Source organism: uncultured Brachyspira sp. (assembly GCF_949287625.1).
GTDB lineage: Bacteria > Spirochaetota > Brachyspiria > Brachyspirales > Brachyspiraceae > Brachyspira.
The window spans coordinates 13,203-31,256 of sequence record NZ_CASEGO010000015.1 but is presented as its reverse complement, the minus strand read 5'-3'; the positions used below and the strand labels follow the sequence as shown (position 1 = coordinate 31,256).

Here is an 18,054-nt window from a genome sequence, read left to right as displayed (position 1 = left end):
TTATTATAATATTAATATATATATATTATTTGTCAAGGTAAATTTTTTTTATTAATTTACTTGTAGATAATGAAAAATAGTATATTATAATTTTTACTATTTATATTGAAATATAGTTTATTTATAGTTATAATTATCTGAAAAAATCTATAAATTTATAATATGGAAGCTATGGAAAAAAGAATATTTTTTATTTTTGCATTAATATTTGTTTTTGCATTCAATTTATTTACACAGACAGAAGATTTGCCTAAAACCCCTCCAGAAAATCCAGAGGTTATTCCAATAAGCGAGATTTATGAAGGAATGGAAGGCGTAGGCTATACAGTTATACATGGTACAAATGTAGAGCCTTTCAAGGTAAAGGTATTATCTATATTAAAAAAGAGATGGCATAACAGCGATGCTATACTTATACAGTGCGAAGGTCTTAATTTGGATCATTCAGGTACAGTAGCAGGTATGAGCGGTTCGCCTATATATTTTGACGGAAAAATAGCAGGTGCTTTGGCTTTCGGCTGGAATTATGCTAAAGACCCTATAGCAGGAGTAACTCCTATAGAAGAAATGTACAAATTATACGAAGATACTAATGCTAAATCGCCTGCTTTAGGTTTTGCTGATAATAATTCTCTTCAAACACCATTAATATTTTCTGGTATAAGCAGTAAGGCATTTGATGAATATTCTTCTTCATTCAAAAAAAGCGGATTTTATCCTATGCAGACTGGCGGATCTATTTCCGACACAAATCAGGCGACTAAATTTTTATTTGGTGATTCCGTTGCTATAGTGTTGGCTGACGGAGATGTTTCTATGGCTGGTATCGGAACAGTTTCGCATACTGACAATGAAAAGTTTTTGCTTTTTGGGCATTCAATGTGGTCTAAAGGAAGATTAAGAGCTCCTGTTTCTAGGGCTTATATTAATCATATAGTAGCTTCAGTAGATTCTTCTTTTAAACTCGGTGCTGCTTATTCTAATTATTTGGGATATACTGTTTATGACGGAGTATTCGGAGTGTCTGGAGTTTATGGTGAAGTTCCAGAAAACACTATGGTGCCTGTAAAATTAGAAATAGAAGATCAAACTTTCCTTACAAGAGATTATAATTTTAGAGTATTAAATGATCCTACTTATTTTTCTGATATACTTTCTATGGCTATATACAGTGCTATAAGTTCTACTGCAGGCGGAGAGGAAGAGGGAGTATTCAGCATAAGCTATGAAATAGAAACTGATTATTTTAAAGAACCTTATAAAGTAAATGACAGAATATTAGCTTATTCTTCAACAGATGCCTTTAAATCTGCTATAGAACAGCTGATATCTCCTATAGATTTCTTTATATACAATAATTTTAATAGAGTAGGAATAAAATCTGTTAAATTATCGATCAAAAGAAATAATCTTGAATATGCTTTCTTGAATGATATAACTTTGGTAGAGCCTAGAGCTGTAGCAGGAGAAACTATACATTTAAGAGTAGGACTTACACCTTATGGTAAAGAGAAACAGTACATAGATATACCAGTAAAACTTCCTGTTAATTTGAAGACAGATGTTTACAGTATTTATGCTGCTAATGAATATATTTATAATTATGCAGAACAGCTGTTTATGCCTAATAAATATGAGATAAGAAGTTTAGATGATGTTATGCGTATTTATGGAAAGAGTTATGATGACAGTTCTCTTAGAGTATGGCTTTATTCATCATCAAGAGGCGTACAGATAGGAAAAGACTTATATCCTACACTTCCGCCTTCCAAATATGGTATAATGGCAAAAAATGCCACTTCTGATAAGGCGGCTGTTATTACTGCTGTTGACGGAAAATATGAAATGCCATGTTCTACACTTGGATTAATTAAATTAGATATAATAATTGAAGGGGCTAGAAAATATGAAAATCGCTAAGATTATTTTTATACTGCAGTTTATACTAATATTAACTTCTGCTAATGTTTTTGCAGTTGTTACTAGGACATTGTCTAGTACAAAAAGAGGCTTTTATGACAATGGTATATATGACGGAGTTATGCTTACAGAACAGGGCAGTTTAACATTAGCCCCTGTTATAGAGCAAAACGGAGCTATTTCTGGAAAGGATATTTGGAAAATTTATCCTGCTAATGACGGCGGTATGTTTGCTGCCATAAGCGGAAGCGGTGCTGAACTATACAAAAGAGATGCAGCATCCACAAATTTTACTTCTTTTGCTTCAGAAAGTAAAGAAAGTGCTTTTACTGCTGTTATAAGCGACAGTCAGGGTAATGTATATGCAGCTGTCGGACCTTATGCTAAAATAATAAAGTATGACAGTAACGGTAAAGAACTTTGGAGAAAAACTTTAGATGATACTTATATATGGGATATGAAGTTTGATAATAATGGAAATCTTTTTGCTGCTGCAGGCGGAAATAATGCCAGAGTAATAAAAATATCATCAGAAGGTGAAATTAAAGAGATATTAAAAACTGAAGAACAGCATGCTATGTCATTGTATTTTGACAGTAAAAATAATAAAATGTATGTCGGTACTGCTGGAAGAGGTTTGGTATTATGTATAGATTTATCTACAAACTTAGAAAATCCTTCATACAGTGTAGTTTATGACACCGCTGAAAATGAAGTTTATGCTATTACTATGGATAATGTAGGTAATTTATACTTTGGTACAGCTACTAGACAGCCTGCTTATTTAATACTTCCTTCTATTATAGACGGAGATAAAAGACCTGATGAAGCTGATAAGGAGTTTAGAAACTCTCTTTACAGAGCTGATACTAACGGAACAGTTCAAAGATTATTCTTCCTAAATCAGACATTAGTTTTGGCATTAAGCAGCGATAAAAACAATAATATATATTTTGTTACTGGAGATACTGCTGATATATATAAAATTAACGGAGATGACGGACTTTTATCATATATAGGCGGATTAAAAAATAAAATACTTTCTACATTTGCAGTTTCTGAAGACGGACTTTATTTTGCTATATCAAAAACAGGTGAGATATACAGAATAAAACATGGTTATCCTAATTATGGAAGTTTTACAAGCGATACATTGGATTTAAAACTTTTAAGCAAATTAGGAAGTTTTAATTCTATGAGTACAGTTCCTCAAGGCGGTAATATATCTGTTGAAGTTAGAACTGGAAATGCTGCTAGAGTTGATAAAAGCTGGAGCGATTTTGTCCCTATTGATGCCAATGGTAAAGTAAATGCTCCAGAAGGCAGATTTATGCAGTTTAAGGTTACAATGGAGACTTCTGATACTGAAATAACTCCAGTATTAAATTCTATGGATTTTACATATGTTGAAAACAATTTGGCTCCTGAAGTATTAAACGGAGGACTTACTACAAGATACCGTCAGCAGAATGATTCTTCTGAAACAGCTAAAAGCCCTCAATTAGAAGAAAATGAATCTATGGTATATTGGAAAGGCTCTGACCCTAACGGTGATAAATTATCATATGATTTGGAATACAGATTAAAAGGCGAAAAAAATTATAGAAAATTAGCTTCCAATTTGGAAACATCATATTATAAATTTAATTCCTATTTAATGCCTTCTGGTATATATGACTTTAGAATAACAGCAAGCGATAAATATGATAATCCAGTAGGCGAGATAAAAACAAAAACTTTAGAAGTGTTTAATGTTAAATATGATAATGATTCTCCTGAAATTTTTGATTTTAATGTTACTGGAACTGGTGCAGATAGAAAAGTTACATTTAGAGTAGAAGATAAATTATCATTCATTAAAACTGTGAGATATTCTACTATAACAGGAGAATGGAGATATATAGTTCCAAATGACGGATTATTAGATTCTATGAACGAAACATTTACTATTAATATAGATGATGCTGAGGCTGGTTCTGTTACTATAGAGGTTATGGATACTGAAGGAAACACTAAATATTATTCATTTATTATATGATTTTAATTAATTATTAGTGATGTTTAATTGTAATAGGAGTAAATTTAATTATTTGCTCCTATTTTTTATTGTTATGATAATTTATTTTTAATGAGATAATTAATTATAGTATACTTGTTTCAAAATTACTTGATAAGATTATATATAAAATTTTAGCAGTTTATTTGACAAATTGTAGTCGTTTATGTATGTATGTATTAATAGTCAAAAAAATTATTCATATCATTAAAAATCTCTCTCATACTAGCCTTTATCACTTTAGCATTAGGAAGAGATTGAATGAATTGAATGCCGTAATTTTTGGTATATAATCTTTTATCGAGAACAAATACAACTCCTCTGTCATCTTTGCTTCTTATAAGGCGTCCGAAACCCTGTTTAAACTTTATAACAGCAAATGGCAGAGCATAGTCCAAAAATGCATTTCCGCCGTTTTCTTCAATGTATCTGTATCTTCCTTCGCTTATAGGGTCGGTTGGTACGGCAAATGGGAGTTTTGGTATAATAACTACTTCCAAATTTTTGCCTGCTACATCAACTCCTTCCCAGAAAGAATCTACTCCGTAAAGCACATTATTTGAAGACGATTTAAACATATCGAGAAGAGTATGTCTATGTACTGATGCTGTTTGTGCCAAAGCATTTATATTTTTACTCTTTAATTTTTTAGCTGTATTTTCATATACACTCATAAGCGATGAGAAAGATGTAAATAATATAAAAGCTCTTCCTCCAGTAATATCGCATACATCTAATAGTACTTTTGATGTAAAGTCATTAAATGTATCTGAGGCAACATCAGGCATATCAGCTGCTATATAGAGCCTTGCATTATCCTCGTAATTAAAAGGAGACTCCAAATATATTTCTATTTTTTTATTTTTTTCGATATAATCAAAGCCTAGTCTGTTTGAGAAAAAATTAAAACTTTTTGATACGGTTAAAGTAGCAGAGTACATTGCAACTGTATCAAATCTTGAATATAGAAAATCATTTAAATTTTTTGCCACTGTTACAGGAGTTAAGTGCCAGTTTAGTATAAGACTTCCTTTTTTTGTGAGTCTTGTTTCTATCCATCTTATATATTCGTCTTTTTTATAATCTATTACAGCATTCAAAGATACTAATTGTCTTTTTAGTCTCTCTAAATATGCATTTGCCATTTGTGCTATTTCTTCATAATCAAAATCTTTTTCAATAGCTATATCAAAAAACTTTTTATATAATTTATCGCAAATATTTACAAGAGAAGTCATTGAAAGCACCATCTCTCTGAGAGGCTTTAATCCGTCATTTTTCCAATGATTAGTACTTACAAGTTCTGGGCTTATTCTGAATTTATAGCCCAATCCTTCTTTTGTCTGAATATTTTTATGGCAGTAATTCATAAACTCTTTTGTTTTATCTTCAGTAACATTTCTTACCCTTGAAGTTAAATCATGAGCTTTATTTATTAAATCTAATATTTCATCATATTCATGCTTTTCAATTAATGATTTTTTTTCATTAAGCATAATATTAATACTTTCTATAATGCCAAGTCTTTTATTTTTCTTTATTCTTGAAATATAAAAAAGTGCCTTTGATATTCCGTTTTTACTTCCTTCATCTCCGAAGTAGCTTGAAGCAGAGTTTTCAAAATTATGTGCCTCATCAATTAAAACTTTTGTATATCTTGGAAGAAGGCTGTATCGTCCTGCTGTTTCTGCATATAAAGATAAATCCGCACACAGTATATGATGATTAACTATTAATAACTGAGCAGCATTTAACTGTTTACGCATTTTATAAAAATAACAGTCTTCTAAGTATTCGCATTTTCTATGAGTACATGTATCGGTATCGCAGGCAACCATTTCCCATAATTCACTCTGAGGTTTATATCCCAAATCTGTTATAGAGCCGTCTTTAGTTATATTAAGCCAATTATTAATATCTTCAAAAAATCTTACCTGTTCTTCAAAGTCAAGTCTGTCAGTATCGTTTAGAGCATCTTTAACTTTTTTTATGCATACATAATTGTTTCTGCCCTTAACCAAAGCGTATTTAACATTAGGAGCAATTCCTCCTATAATAGAAGGTATATCCTTTGATATAATCTGTTCCTGTAAATTTATAGTGTTTGTAGAAATTACTATTCTAGTTTTATTTTCTTTAAGCCATAATAAGGCTGGTACTAGGTATGCAAAAGATTTTCCTATTCCAGTGCCTGCTTCTGATATTAAATGTTTATTATTATTAAATGATTCAATGGTAGCTTCAACGAGTTCTGTTTGTTCTTGTCTGTATTCGTACTTTTTTAATAATTTGCTCAATGTTCCGTTTTCTGTGAACATATATAAAGCGTCTGGTACATCTATTGTTTTGATATTTTCTGCTTTTATAGGTTTTACTACTTCATAATACTCATCAACATCATTATTAACTATATAAAAACCTACGCCTGCATTATTTCCAAGTTCGCTTGCTATTGCCAAATCTGGTCTTGAAGGAGTAAGCTGTCCAGACGGGTGATTATGAATTACAGCATCAAACTCTAATGATAATGATATTATAGCAGGTACAGAGTCTTTGTTTCCTCTAGCCATAACTTCTATATAATCGAGTATTCCGTAGGCATTAAAATTTATTCCAAAGTATACTTCATTACCGTAAGCATCTACTATTGCTTTTCTCATGTAGCTTATTGCGTTTGTGGAAAATACGCTTTCTATTTCTCTGTCATAATTATTACTCATATAGGTATAACAATATAGTATATATTGAAATCTTTGTCAATGATTTTTTAATTATAAAAATTAAATAATATAAGTATTCTTAATTATAAGCCAAACTTTCATTAGAAACTGTATTACTATAATTAGTTGCATCGAATGTAAACATAGTTTTTACTTTTTCATTTGTTAAAGGAGAGTAAAAATTGTGTATGAGTTCATATCCTTTTTTAATGGCATTGGTATCATAAGTACTATAAACATAATTGCTTGAGAGAGTAGGCATACTAATATTAGGGTCTTCTTTTATAGGCTTTATTACTACTTCAAATCCTTTTTGTTTGAAGAAAGCATAATAAGTTGGAACATATGAGAAACTAATTTCTCTGTTTTCATTTATATTTAATGAAACCACTGTACCTATATCGAGATAAGGATACCTTCCTTTATGATTTGCAATGAAGTTTCCAAGAGAATATATTATTATACCGCTGTGATTAGTGCCTTCGTATATTTCTACAGGTCTAGGTACATGCGGATGATGACCTACTATTATATCAACACCGTTTTCTATCAAGGCTCTTGCAGTTTTTATTGTTGCTTCTTCTGGAGCTGTTGTATATTCTAATCCAAAGTGAAGAGATATTATTTTTATTTCATTGTTTGTAGCAAGTGCCAAATCAGACTTTACTTTTTCTATTAAATCTTCTTGTTTTGGAAAGAAATTCATAAAGTAGAAATAATCGTTTTTATTAGTTTTATGGCTAAGTCCGTTATCAAGCATTGTATATGCAGATATAAAAAGAGGTATGTTATTAATATTTGTTATGATTGGTGCTATATTTGGAGAGTTAGTAGAGCCTCCTAAAGTTAATTTATTATTTCTATGAAGTTCTGCTACAGTTTCAGCTTCAGCCTGAGCTCCTTGATCATAGGCATGATTATTGGCAATAGAAAATGTATTAAAATAATTAAAGAAATATTTTAAATAATCTAAAGAGCCGTTAAACTCTGGATAAGGCATAGGAGGTTTATTTGTATTAACAACAAACTCTAAATTTGCAAAAACAATATCACCTTGAAAATACTCTTTTAAATCTATTAATACATCATTGCTTTGAAATGCATTTACTATAGTAGGATGCGTCATTATATCGCCAGTAAATACCAGCTGAATACTTTTCGGAGGTTCTGGTATTTTTTGTTCTTTATCATTAGTTTTATCAGAACATGATAATAAAGAAAATATTAATAGTATAGTAATGATTATTGTTTTTATCATAGTTTAGCCTAATTTTGAATTGTTTATTTATATTATTTATTATCTTATTCATTTACAATTTCTAAATCATTTTTTTCTATATCATGAACATCTTGAGTTTCATTATTTTCATTGTTATCATTAGTATCGCTGCTTCTTGTATATTTTAGAGGAGTGAACTCTATTTCTACTATTCTTCTGTCTTCAACTTTCATTATTCTTCCTCTATAGCCTTTTAATATAAAACGTTCATTAGTTTCAGGTATATGATCCAGCATATCAAGTACATATCCAGCTATAGTCTGATATTCTTCATGTTCCAATTCTAATTTTAAAGTTTTATTAACATCTTCTATAGAGGCATTTCCATTTATAATAATTCTTTTTCCCTTAAATCTTATAACATCAGCTTCTTTTTTATCGCTTTCATCTTCTATATCACCCATAATCTCTTCAATAATATCTTCCATAGTAACAAGCCCAGCAGTTCCGCCGTATTCATCGATTGTAATTACCATTTGAAGTTTTTTCTTTTGCATATCAGTAAATAAACTGCTTATAGTTTTAGTTTCAGGTACAAAGTATGGGAGCATTATATAGTCAATAGCTTTCTTTTTTAATTTACTTTTTTTAGAAGAGCCTTTAACATATTCTTTAAATAAAGCCCTTGTATGAAATATTCCTATTATATGGTCAACAGTTTCTTCATATACAGGAAATCTTGAAAGCCCTGTTTCTACAGCAAGTCTTATAATTTCATCAACATCGGTTTCAGCCTCTATACATACCATATCTACACGAGGAGTCATAATTTCTTCTACAGTCTTATTTCTAAAATCTATTACACCAGTTAAAAGTTCATGAGTGTATTCTTTTATTATACCTTCTTTATGTCCTAAATGAATTATAGTTGTAATATCGTCCATACTTGATAATGCACTTCTTTTTTCTGTATTTCTTAATTTTTTTGGAACAAAGTAGTTCATTATAAAAGTAGTTATTTTATCCATTAAAAAAGTTATAGGCTTAAATATAAAATGGCAGAATTTCATAAAATAAAGAAGATAAGGCATCATCTTTTCAGCATTAACTCTCATAAGAACTTTAGGCAGTATCTCTCCGAATATAATAATAAGCACAGTTATTGTTGCAGTTGATATAGTAACCATTAAATTAGTAGATATATGAGACAATGCTTCAGCAAGCCTTATTGCAAATACAGTTATGATGGAACTTGCTGTAATATTCACAATATTGTTTCCTACTAATAGGGTAGCTATCATAGAACTAGATTTTCCCCAATATTTTTTATTTTCTTCTTTAATTTTTTTCTCTCTAACCAAACGCATTAATGTAACATCGTCAATAGATGTGTATGCAGTTTCGCTTCCAGAAAATAACGCTGAAAGCATTATAAGTACAATAATTGTTAATATTTCAAATAAATAAACTAACACTATTTCCATAATTTTTAACCTTATATATTTATATTCTTTTCCTTAATTCCTGCATAAAGTTTGTTCCAGGATCTTTTTTGCTTGGATTAATATATTTTGTATTAAGCTCTTTGTATAGAGAATAATGGGGCAGAGTTTTATCTTTATATTCATAATGAGCTATAACATATTTAATACTTTTGTATTTGTTTTTGAGATATTTTATTAATTTAACATTTGCCTCTAACTGCTCTTTTGTGAGTTTATCAGCATATCCTATATTTTCAATACTAATTGCTGTATAGTTGAATCCTACAGTATGTCTGGCTATATATTCAGTAGGGGTGTTTGCATATATAGTACCGTCAAAATCCACCATAAAATGAGTGCCGACATTAACTTCTCCTCCAGCCTCTATGTCTGGTCTGCCGTAAAGCACATCATTTTGAAAAATATTTGCTGTAACTTTCAGGTTAGGTGTCTCTGCCGAATGAACAACAATTATCTGAGGATTTTCTAAATATATTAAAGGCTGTCCATAATGCACTTTTGTATATTCGGATAATAATTTTAGCCTAAGTGAATTTGGAGTTATTTTGTAATCATCATTAATAATTAATTCTTGCGTATTAGTTTGTATATTATAATCATTAGTATATTTTACACTTCCTTTTATAGTATTATTGCATGATAATATACATATTATGATAAATATACCGATTATATTTTTTAGCATTTAATTATCAATTAGGCGTCCATAGCAATATTAACGCTTACAAATCCTAATGAAGATTGGAATGGTATAATGATAGTTTGTAAGTTTTTAGGTATTATTTGTATTTCTTTACCGAAATAAAGTATAGGAGGAGTTATATCGCAGCTAATTCCTTCTTCTGCTAATTTAGTTATAGCAAGACCGCTTATAGTGTTTCCCATCTCATTAATAACACTTCTCATCATATCTTCAAAATCATCTTCAGAGTCATATTCACCGCGTTTTTTATCAGTAAGATTTTCAGTTAGAAGCTGCGAAAAGTTTTCTGGAAATTCATATAAAACCTGTCCATTAACATCACCCACAATTCCTATAGCAACACCATATCCTGAGAAAAGTTTACGTCCCTGACCTTTAACAAGTGTACCCTTTTCCATAGTAAGACCTGCCATTTCTTTGAATATTGATACTAATGATACTATGAATGGATTGATAAATCTTACATCCATAAATTTTATAGGAGTTGTAGCCATGTTTGTTTCCTTAATTTTTTATTTATTTACTATTAATTATAACATAGTTAATTTTTATTTCAATAATAATTAACTCTAATTAAATTATATTATTTAAAACAAAATTGTCAAATTTAAGGATTAAAAAATATTTCTTATTTATCTAATATTATGTAAACTTAAAAATATTATTTTTTCAAGATATGAATTAAGAGGTTATTAGTGTTATATGGTTGAACTTAATTAAACTATTTTTAGGATATTTTATTTTTTTTACAATGATAAATTTTATAATAAATATACCGTAAATATTTATAGTAAAAATATAAAAACTATTTATATATTTTTTATGAATTTAACTTGATATTTAACTTAAATGATATAGAATAAGACAAGTAAATAGGGGTTTAATATGTCATTTGTTCACTTGCATGTACATACACAATATTCAATACTTGACGGAGCTTCACGTATAAAATCTCTTTATTCTAAAAAAGATAAGAAGAAAAGACTTATACCGGGTTTGATAGATAGGGCTGTAGAGCTTGAAATGCCTGCTATAGCAATAACCGATCATGGTAATATGTTCGGAGTTATGGAGTTTTTCTCTGAAGCTAAGGATAAAGGTATTATACCAGTAATAGGCTGTGAGCTTTATGTAGCCCCTAAAACTAGATTCGATAAAAAAATAGAAAACTCTGAAGAAAAAAGTGCTATGCATCTTATTCTTCTTGCTAAAGATAAAGAAGGATATGATAATTTATGCAAACTTGTAACTTTCGGATATACTGAAGGTTTTTATTATCGCCCTAGAGTAGACCATGAACTTATAGAAAAATATAATAAGGGATTAATTTGTTTATCTGCTTGTATGGGCGGAGAGATACCTATTGCTATAAGAAAAAAAGATTATAAGCAGGCATCAAAACTAGCTGAATATTATAAATCTATTTTCGGAAATGATTTTTATATAGAGCTTCAGGATCATAATATCCCTGAAGAAAAATCGTTAAATAGTGCATTATATAAATTAGCCAATCATCATAATATAGAAATGGTTGTAACCAATGATGTTCATTATGTATTAAAAGAAGATGCTAAGGCTCATGAGATACTTCTTGCCATACAGACAAAGGCAACTTTAGATTCTCCAAGAAGATATAAGTTTCCAAGCAATGAGTTTCATTTAAAAAGCAAAGAAGAGATGATGAAGTCATTTGCCAAACTCCCTAAAGCATTTGAAAACACTGTTAAAATAGCAGAGCAATGCAGAGACTTGAATATAATGACTAAAACTTATTATATGCCTAATTATGAACTTCCAAACGGGGAAACAGAAACTACAGCACTTAGAAATATGTGTATGGAAGGGCTTAATAAATATTATAACAATAATATTCCTAAAGAGGCTATGGAAAGGCTTGAAATGGAATTGGGCGTTATAGGTAAAATGGGTTTTGAAGGATATTTCCTTGTAGTTCAGGACTTCATCAACTATGCAAGAAATCATGATGTTGCTGTGGGACCTGGAAGAGGAAGTGCTGCTGGATCAATAGTTGCATTTGCTACTGGAATTACTAAAGTTAATCCGCTTGATTATAATCTGCTTTTTGAAAGATTTTTAAATCCAGAAAGAAAGAGCATGCCCGATATAGATGTTGACTTCCAAGATGATAAAAGGGAAGTAATAATAGATTATGTAAAAGAAAAATATGGTAAAGACAATGTTGCTCAGATTGCTACATTCGGTGCTTTGGGCGGACGTTCTGTTATAAGAGATGTTTGCCGTGTTATGGGTATAGACTTAGCTACTGCCGACAGACTTGCAAAAGGTATACCTAATGATGTAAGCAGAGTAGTTGATATATATGATCACCCAGATTGTGCAGAGTTTAGAAAAGAGATAGAAAGCAGCAGAGAATTAAAAAATATGTATGAGATATCTACAAGACTTGACGGTTTGGTTAGGAATGTAGGTTTGCATGCAGCTGGAGTTATTATATCTTCGCACCCTATAATGGATTTAGCACCAGTATATCAGGATTCTAAAACAGGTACTAGGGCTTGTCAGTATGAGATGACTTATGTTGAAAGTGCTGGTCTCATAAAAATGGACTTTTTGGGCATTAAAAACTTAAGACTTATAAAAGATGCTATAAAAGATATAAAAGAAAGATACGGCATTGAAATAGATATTGATAAAATTCCTTTAGATGATGAAGCGGTTTATGATATATTCAGAAAAGCTGATACTGGAGGAGTATTTCAGTTTGAAAGTCCAGGTATGCGTCAGATGCTTATTAATATACAGCCTACAGGTTTTGACGATTTGGTTTCCAGCGTTGCATTATACCGCCCTGGTCCTTTAAACTCTGGTATGGATAAAGATTATGCCGACAGAAAAAATAAAAGAAAAGAGATAGTATACAAACACCCAGATTTAGAGCCTATACTTAAAGAAAGTCAGGGAGTATTAATATATCAGGAACAGATTATGGCAATAAGCCGAGTTATAGGAGGCTTTACTGCTGCTGAAGCTGATGATTTAAGAAAGGCTATGGGTAAAAAGATCGTAGAGAAAATGAACTCTATGGAAGAGAAATTCATTAACGGCGGTCTTGAAAGAGGTTATGATAAAGAGTTATTAACTTATTTATTTGACACAATGAAAGGTTTTGCCGAATACGGTTTCAATAAATCGCACTCTGTTTGCTATGCTTTAATTGCCTATCAGGAAGCATACATTAAAGCACATTATCCTATGGAATATTATGTTGCACTTCTCAATACTGTTATAGCTGATACTGATAAAATATCTCTATACCTTAATGAAGTCAAACAAAAAAACATAGATATAGTTACAGCAAGTGTTTTTGAAAGCAATGCATTATTCTCTCAGAAAAACGGAAAGATAGTTTATGCCTTGCATGCTGTTAAAGGTGTTGGTCTTCATGCTGCTTTGGCTATTGAAGAAGAGAGAGAGAAAAACGGACAATTTAAAAACTTGGAAGATTTTGTTAAACGCGTTGATGTTCATTTGGTTAATAGAAAAGTTTATGAAACATTAATTAAATGCGGTGCTTTCTCAGAGTTCGGACATACTGAAAGTGCTTTGCTTGCTTCTCTTGATGCTATACTCGCTCATGCTTCCAATTATCAAAAAGAAACTTTATCAGGTCAGACTATGCTTTTTGATTCTATGTCTGAAGATGACAGCGGAAGTGCTTCGCTTGTTATAGAAAAACAAGTAGAATATGCTTCTAATATTTTAATGGAAAATGAAAAAGAAGTTTTGGGCTTTTCTTTAAGATATCATCCTTTTGCAAGATATATTAGTAAAATTGATTATAAATATTTTAATAATACTTTGGATATTGATAATTTAAAAGATAAAGATGAGTTCTCTCTTCCTTGTGTAGTTATGTCTGTAGCAGAATCAACTACAAAGAAAAATACTCCTATGCTCACATTAAAAGTAATAGATTTATTTACTGAGTATGTATTTTATATTACAGCAAAAAATCAGATAGATAAATATAAAGATGTGCTCTCTGAACAGGCTGGAATATTAATAAAAGGACGCAGAGAAAAAAACAGATTCTCTGATAAAATATATAATAATATTTCAGATATAAAATTATTGGATAGTTATTTAAATGATAAAAATCTCAAACTCAAAGAAGTTAAAAGAGATAATATAAAAAGAGATAGTGTATCTGAAGTAGTTTCTGATAGTAAAAATAGTAATGATATTAGAGATAATAAAGCAGTTCAGTTAAATAAAAATGATTCTCCATTTAAAAATACTTCTAATAAAGAGAATGATATTAAACGCTCTGATAATGTTGTTTCTAATGCAGCATTTACAAGCAGACCTAATAACAGTATAGCAGTTAAGCATACTAACAGCGGTAAAAAGCAATTGGCTCTTTATGTTAATAAAAATATATTTGATGATATGGATTTGTTATGTCTTCAAAATGCTATATCTTCAAATCCTGGTGATTATACTATATTCTTAAAGTTAAAATCTGAAAGCGGCACTGAAGTATTTAAAATAGGTGAAAATTACAAAGTTGATCCTAATCAGAGATTTTTAAATGAAGCTAAAAGTGCATTAAGATCATTAATAGAAATTGAATATGCTTAAAAAATATTATACTTGTTTCAAAACTAAATTTATTAATATTTATAAATTTTTATTTAATATTTTTAAATTATAGTTGGGGCTTTGCTGCGAAGCACACAGTCGTGCCAAACCCCAGTTCTTTTATTGGTATAAAAGAACCAAAAGAACTGCATTTTTTAGCTTAAACATACAATTTATACAACATGTAAAACATCTAATTAAATCATAATTAATATTATTTAATTTAGCATAAAATCATAAACTCGTAAAATTGTTTGTCAAGTACTTTTGAAACAAGTCTATTTATAATTTTTATAGATTTTATGAATACAAAAAAGACTGCTAATTTTATCAATTAACAGTCTTTTCTTATTTGGAATACTTAAATATTATTTTCTTTTGTCGTCTACTAAGCCCATTAATTTTCTTACATCATATAAAGTTTTTTCTGCCGCTTCTGAAGCTTTTTTAGCTCCTTCTTTTAATACATCATAAACATAGTCTTTATCATTAGAGTATTTATTAATATTTTCTCTGATAGGTGCTAATTCTTTATTGATATTTTTAGCAAGCATTTTTTTGCATTGTACGCAGCCCATAGAAGCATTTTTACAGCCTTCGCATATTTCCTTTTGTTCTTCTTCAGTTGAAAATATTTTATGATAGCTGTAAACATTACATATATCAGGATTACCAGCATCAGTTTTGAGTTTTCTATTTGTATCAGTCATAGCCTTCTGCATTATTAATTTTTCAGTTTCTTCGTCAGTTAAAGACAATGCTATATGATTATTCAAAGATTTACTCATTTTATTCTGACCGTCCAAACCTAATATTCTTAAAACCTTACCATGGTAAGTATCTGGTTCTTTAAAATATTCTCCGTATCTGTTATTAAACTTTCTTACTATCATTCTAGTAAGTTCAACATGCTGTTCTTGGTCTTCTCCAACAGGTACAATATCAGGGTGATAAAGCAAAATATCAGCAGCCATCAAAGAAGGGTAGGTAAGAAGTGCTGCATTAATATTTTCTGCATTTTTTCTTGATTTATCTTTATACTGCGTCATTCTTTCTAGTTCGGCAACTGGTATAATAGAGTTAAATATCCAAGCAAGTTCAGTATGAGCTCTTACATCAGATTGTACAAATATAGAACATTTTTTAGGGTCAAGCCCGCATGCCAAATATTGTACTGCAGCATCCATTATTCTTTTTTGCATTTGAGTAACATCATATTCTATAGTAATAGCATGATAATCAACTATACAAAAAAATCCGTAATACTCATCAAGTATATTAACCCAATTCTTCAAAGCACCAAGATAATTACCTATATGAAGTGAACCAGTAGGCTGTATTCCGCTTAACATAACTTTCATAGTATAACTCCGTTTAATTTATTTCTAATAAAAACAGTATGCCTTATTGTAAACTTATTAAAGGCTTACAATTCTTATTATTATACATTTTATTCAGCCTTAATATTTGCAATTAAAAAACCTTCTTCATTGGTTTTTAAATCGCTCACACTAATATATAAAAGTCTCTTATCCTCTGTCTCTATTAATAATTTTTTATTTAAAGGATTAAGGTCTTTTATTACAGCAGGTACGCTGTTAAATACCAATTTAGTTCCAACTTTAGGAAGATCTTTTTTTAATGAACAATAAGCCTGATATTCATGTCCCAAACAGCACATCAATCTTCCGCATTGTCCTGATATTTTCATTGTATTTAAAAGCATTCCCTGTTCTTTTGCCATTTTTATTGTTATAGTTTCAAATTTTCCTCTTATTACCTTGCAGCATAATTCTCTTCCGCATATTCCGCAGCCGCCTATAGATCTGGCTTCATCTCTTACGCCTATTTGTCTTAATTCTATTCTTGTCTTAAAATGTGCTGCCAAATCTTTTACTAATTCTCTAAAGTCTATTCTCTCCTCAGCGATAAACTCAAATAAAAGTTTCGCTCTGTCTAAAAAATAATAAGAACTTATTAATTTTAAATCCAAATTATGATTATTAACTTTCTCTTTACATATTTTAAATGCCTCTGCAGCATCTTCTGTATTTATTCTATGCTGTTCTAAATCCTTTTCATCAGCTATTCTAAGTATATTAAATATTTTATTTTTATTATTTTTTGGTTTTACATTATGGCTTTCTTCAGCAGCTACAATATCTTTGAGTTCTTCTGATAATTCTTCATCAGCAGATATATTTTCATCATGTGAATGTTCATCATCATGTATTTCATGATGTTCTATGTTTTCATTATTCTCATTTTCTAATGAATCTACATCAATATCTTCAAAGTTTAATACATGACCTATTTCTATACCTTCATCTGTTTCTATAACACAGGCATCTTTTACCTTAATATTTTCTATATGTAAATGTTCAAATTTTCCTATATTAGAACCCCTAAATTTTATATGGGCTATATTTTTTATCATTAATACTCACTCCGAATTAAATAAAAATATTAAATTTATAGATATTATATTTTATTTTTAAGTTGATATAATTGCAAGTATTATTTTTTGATATACTATAAAAAAATATAAAAATCATTGATAAATATTTTATATAGTATATCATATATATTTTAGCAGAGTATTTAAGCAGTTTGTTATGAGGTTATTTTTATCGTTTATATTATTACTTTTTATGATTTCTTGTGCAAGTACGCCAGAAATTTATTTAAAAACTAATAATGCCTACTATTGGAAAGAACTTATAAAAAATAAAGTAGCCTCTGATGATTATCAAAATATATACAGATTTGATGAAAAAGGGAATATGACGCTTACAGTGTACGGTTATAAATCAAAAATTAAATACACATTATTTTTGATGAAAGAACATAATCAGGCATTTTATTATAAAAACTTTACTCTTAAAAATTATATTGTAGAAAGTCTTCCTTCATTTAATTTGTATGAAGATGCCGTTACAAAGAATGATTATTCAATATTGTATCTTGATTATTCATATTACTTTTCTAAAAACTTCCCAGACAGAAGTATTTATCTGCCTATAGGTTTGATGATAGAAGATAATAATTTGTATATAACAAAATCATATGATGCTGGTTATATGGACAGACTATCGCATTGGCTTAGGAAAAACGGATACGGCAGAGGCAAAGAGTGGATACCAGCTGTAAATGCCGATTGGGAAAGTTATCCAGTACCTACAGAGCATGAAATTGATTGGGAAAAAATAGAGCTTGTAGGCGTGCTGTTTTAATCAAATAATTCTGTAAATATATCAATTATTACCTAAAATTTCAAATATAGACAATTTTTTATATTTTAAGTATAA

11 protein-coding genes are annotated in these 18,054 nt (G+C 29.6%); 4 read left to right on the top strand and 7 right to left on the bottom strand.

The features are described from left to right. Positions 1–162 precede the first annotated feature (162 nt). Complete coding sequence (locus Q1X91_RS04535) at positions 163–1,920, top strand: SpoIVB peptidase S55 domain-containing protein (RefSeq protein WP_300753788.1); 1,758 nt, start codon at positions 163–165, stop codon at positions 1,918–1,920. Further along, the gene (locus Q1X91_RS04530) at positions 1,907–3,958 is read left to right on the top strand and encodes a sugar-binding protein (RefSeq protein ID WP_300753786.1); all 2,052 of its coding nucleotides are present in this window, start codon (positions 1,907–1,909) and stop codon (positions 3,956–3,958) included. Before Q1X91_RS04535 ends, Q1X91_RS04530 begins: the two co-directional genes overlap by 14 nt. Before the next feature lie 197 nt (positions 3,959–4,155). Here Q1X91_RS04530 and Q1X91_RS04525 read toward each other — a convergent pair whose 3' ends face one another. From Q1X91_RS04525 to Q1X91_RS04505, 5 genes are all read right to left on the bottom strand, one after another. Continuing rightward, a complete protein-coding gene (locus Q1X91_RS04525) occupies positions 4,156–6,696 on the bottom strand; it encodes a helicase C-terminal domain-containing protein (RefSeq protein WP_300753785.1) in 2,541 nt (846 codons plus the stop codon). A 79-nt stretch (positions 6,697–6,775) separates the two neighbouring features. Then, positions 6,776–7,954, bottom strand: a complete 1,179-nt coding sequence (locus tag Q1X91_RS04520) for a CapA family protein (protein ID WP_300753783.1) — start codon at positions 7,952–7,954, stop codon at positions 6,776–6,778. 44 nt (positions 7,955–7,998) lie between these two features. Continuing rightward, entirely contained in the window at positions 7,999–9,399 is a 1,401-nt protein-coding gene (locus Q1X91_RS04515; RefSeq protein ID WP_300753780.1) for a hemolysin family protein, read from the bottom strand. Positions 9,400–9,418: 19 nt separating this feature from the next. After that, a complete protein-coding gene (locus Q1X91_RS04510) occupies positions 9,419–10,105 on the bottom strand; it encodes a peptidoglycan recognition family protein (RefSeq protein ID WP_300753778.1) in 687 nt (228 codons plus the stop codon). An 11-nt stretch (positions 10,106–10,116) separates the two neighbouring features. After that, the gene (locus Q1X91_RS04505; RefSeq protein WP_008726787.1) at positions 10,117–10,617 is read right to left on the bottom strand and encodes a chemotaxis protein CheX; all 501 of its coding nucleotides are present in this window, start codon (positions 10,615–10,617) and stop codon (positions 10,117–10,119) included. 391 nt (positions 10,618–11,008) lie between these two features. Between Q1X91_RS04505 and dnaE the strand changes: the two genes are divergently transcribed. Then, positions 11,009–14,746 carry a DNA polymerase III subunit alpha gene (gene dnaE, locus Q1X91_RS04500; RefSeq protein ID WP_300753776.1) on the top strand — a complete coding sequence of 1,246 codons (3,738 nt, stop codon included), beginning with the start codon at positions 11,009–11,011 and terminating at the stop codon, positions 14,744–14,746. 368 nt (positions 14,747–15,114) lie between these two features. On the opposite strand, the gene trpS is transcribed toward dnaE, so the two are convergent. Next, entirely contained in the window at positions 15,115–16,107 is a 993-nt protein-coding gene (gene trpS / locus Q1X91_RS04495; RefSeq protein ID WP_300753774.1) for a tryptophan--tRNA ligase, read from the bottom strand. An 89-nt stretch (positions 16,108–16,196) separates the two neighbouring features. Continuing rightward, entirely contained in the window at positions 16,197–17,183 is a 987-nt protein-coding gene (gene ricT / locus Q1X91_RS04490; protein WP_300753772.1) for a regulatory iron-sulfur-containing complex subunit RicT, read from the bottom strand. 178 nt (positions 17,184–17,361) lie between these two features. Here ricT and Q1X91_RS04485 point away from each other — a divergent pair, with 178 nt between their 5' ends. After that, positions 17,362–17,979, top strand: coding sequence for a hypothetical protein (locus tag Q1X91_RS04485; RefSeq protein ID WP_300753770.1), 618 nt, complete (start codon positions 17,362–17,364; stop codon positions 17,977–17,979). The last annotated feature ends 75 nt before the right edge of the window (positions 17,980–18,054 follow it).

What these genes read in the sequence shown, in the direction of transcription:
- Q1X91_RS04535 (WP_300753788.1), top strand. Translation starts at nt 163, where the DNA reads ATGGAAGCTATGGAAAAAAGAATATTTTTTATTTTTGCATTAATATTT.
- Q1X91_RS04530 (WP_300753786.1), top strand. Translation starts at nt 1,907, where the DNA reads ATGAAAATCGCTAAGATTATTTTTATACTGCAGTTTATACTAATATTA.
- Q1X91_RS04525 (WP_300753785.1), bottom strand. Translation starts at nt 6,696, where the DNA reads ATGAGTAATAATTATGACAGAGAAATAGAAAGCGTATTTTCCACAAAC.
- Q1X91_RS04520 (WP_300753783.1), bottom strand. Translation starts at nt 7,954, where the DNA reads ATGATAAAAACAATAATCATTACTATACTATTAATATTTTCTTTATTA.
- Q1X91_RS04515 (WP_300753780.1), bottom strand. Translation starts at nt 9,399, where the DNA reads ATGGAAATAGTGTTAGTTTATTTATTTGAAATATTAACAATTATTGTA.
- Q1X91_RS04510 (WP_300753778.1), bottom strand. Translation starts at nt 10,105, where the DNA reads ATGCTAAAAAATATAATCGGTATATTTATCATAATATGTATATTATCA.
- Q1X91_RS04505 (WP_008726787.1), bottom strand. Translation starts at nt 10,617, where the DNA reads ATGGCTACAACTCCTATAAAATTTATGGATGTAAGATTTATCAATCCA.
- dnaE (WP_300753776.1), top strand. Translation starts at nt 11,009, where the DNA reads ATGTCATTTGTTCACTTGCATGTACATACACAATATTCAATACTTGAC.
- trpS (WP_300753774.1), bottom strand. Translation starts at nt 16,107, where the DNA reads ATGAAAGTTATGTTAAGCGGAATACAGCCTACTGGTTCACTTCATATA.
- ricT (WP_300753772.1), bottom strand. Translation starts at nt 17,183, where the DNA reads ATGATAAAAAATATAGCCCATATAAAATTTAGGGGTTCTAATATAGGA.
- Q1X91_RS04485 (WP_300753770.1), top strand. Translation starts at nt 17,362, where the DNA reads ATGAGGTTATTTTTATCGTTTATATTATTACTTTTTATGATTTCTTGT.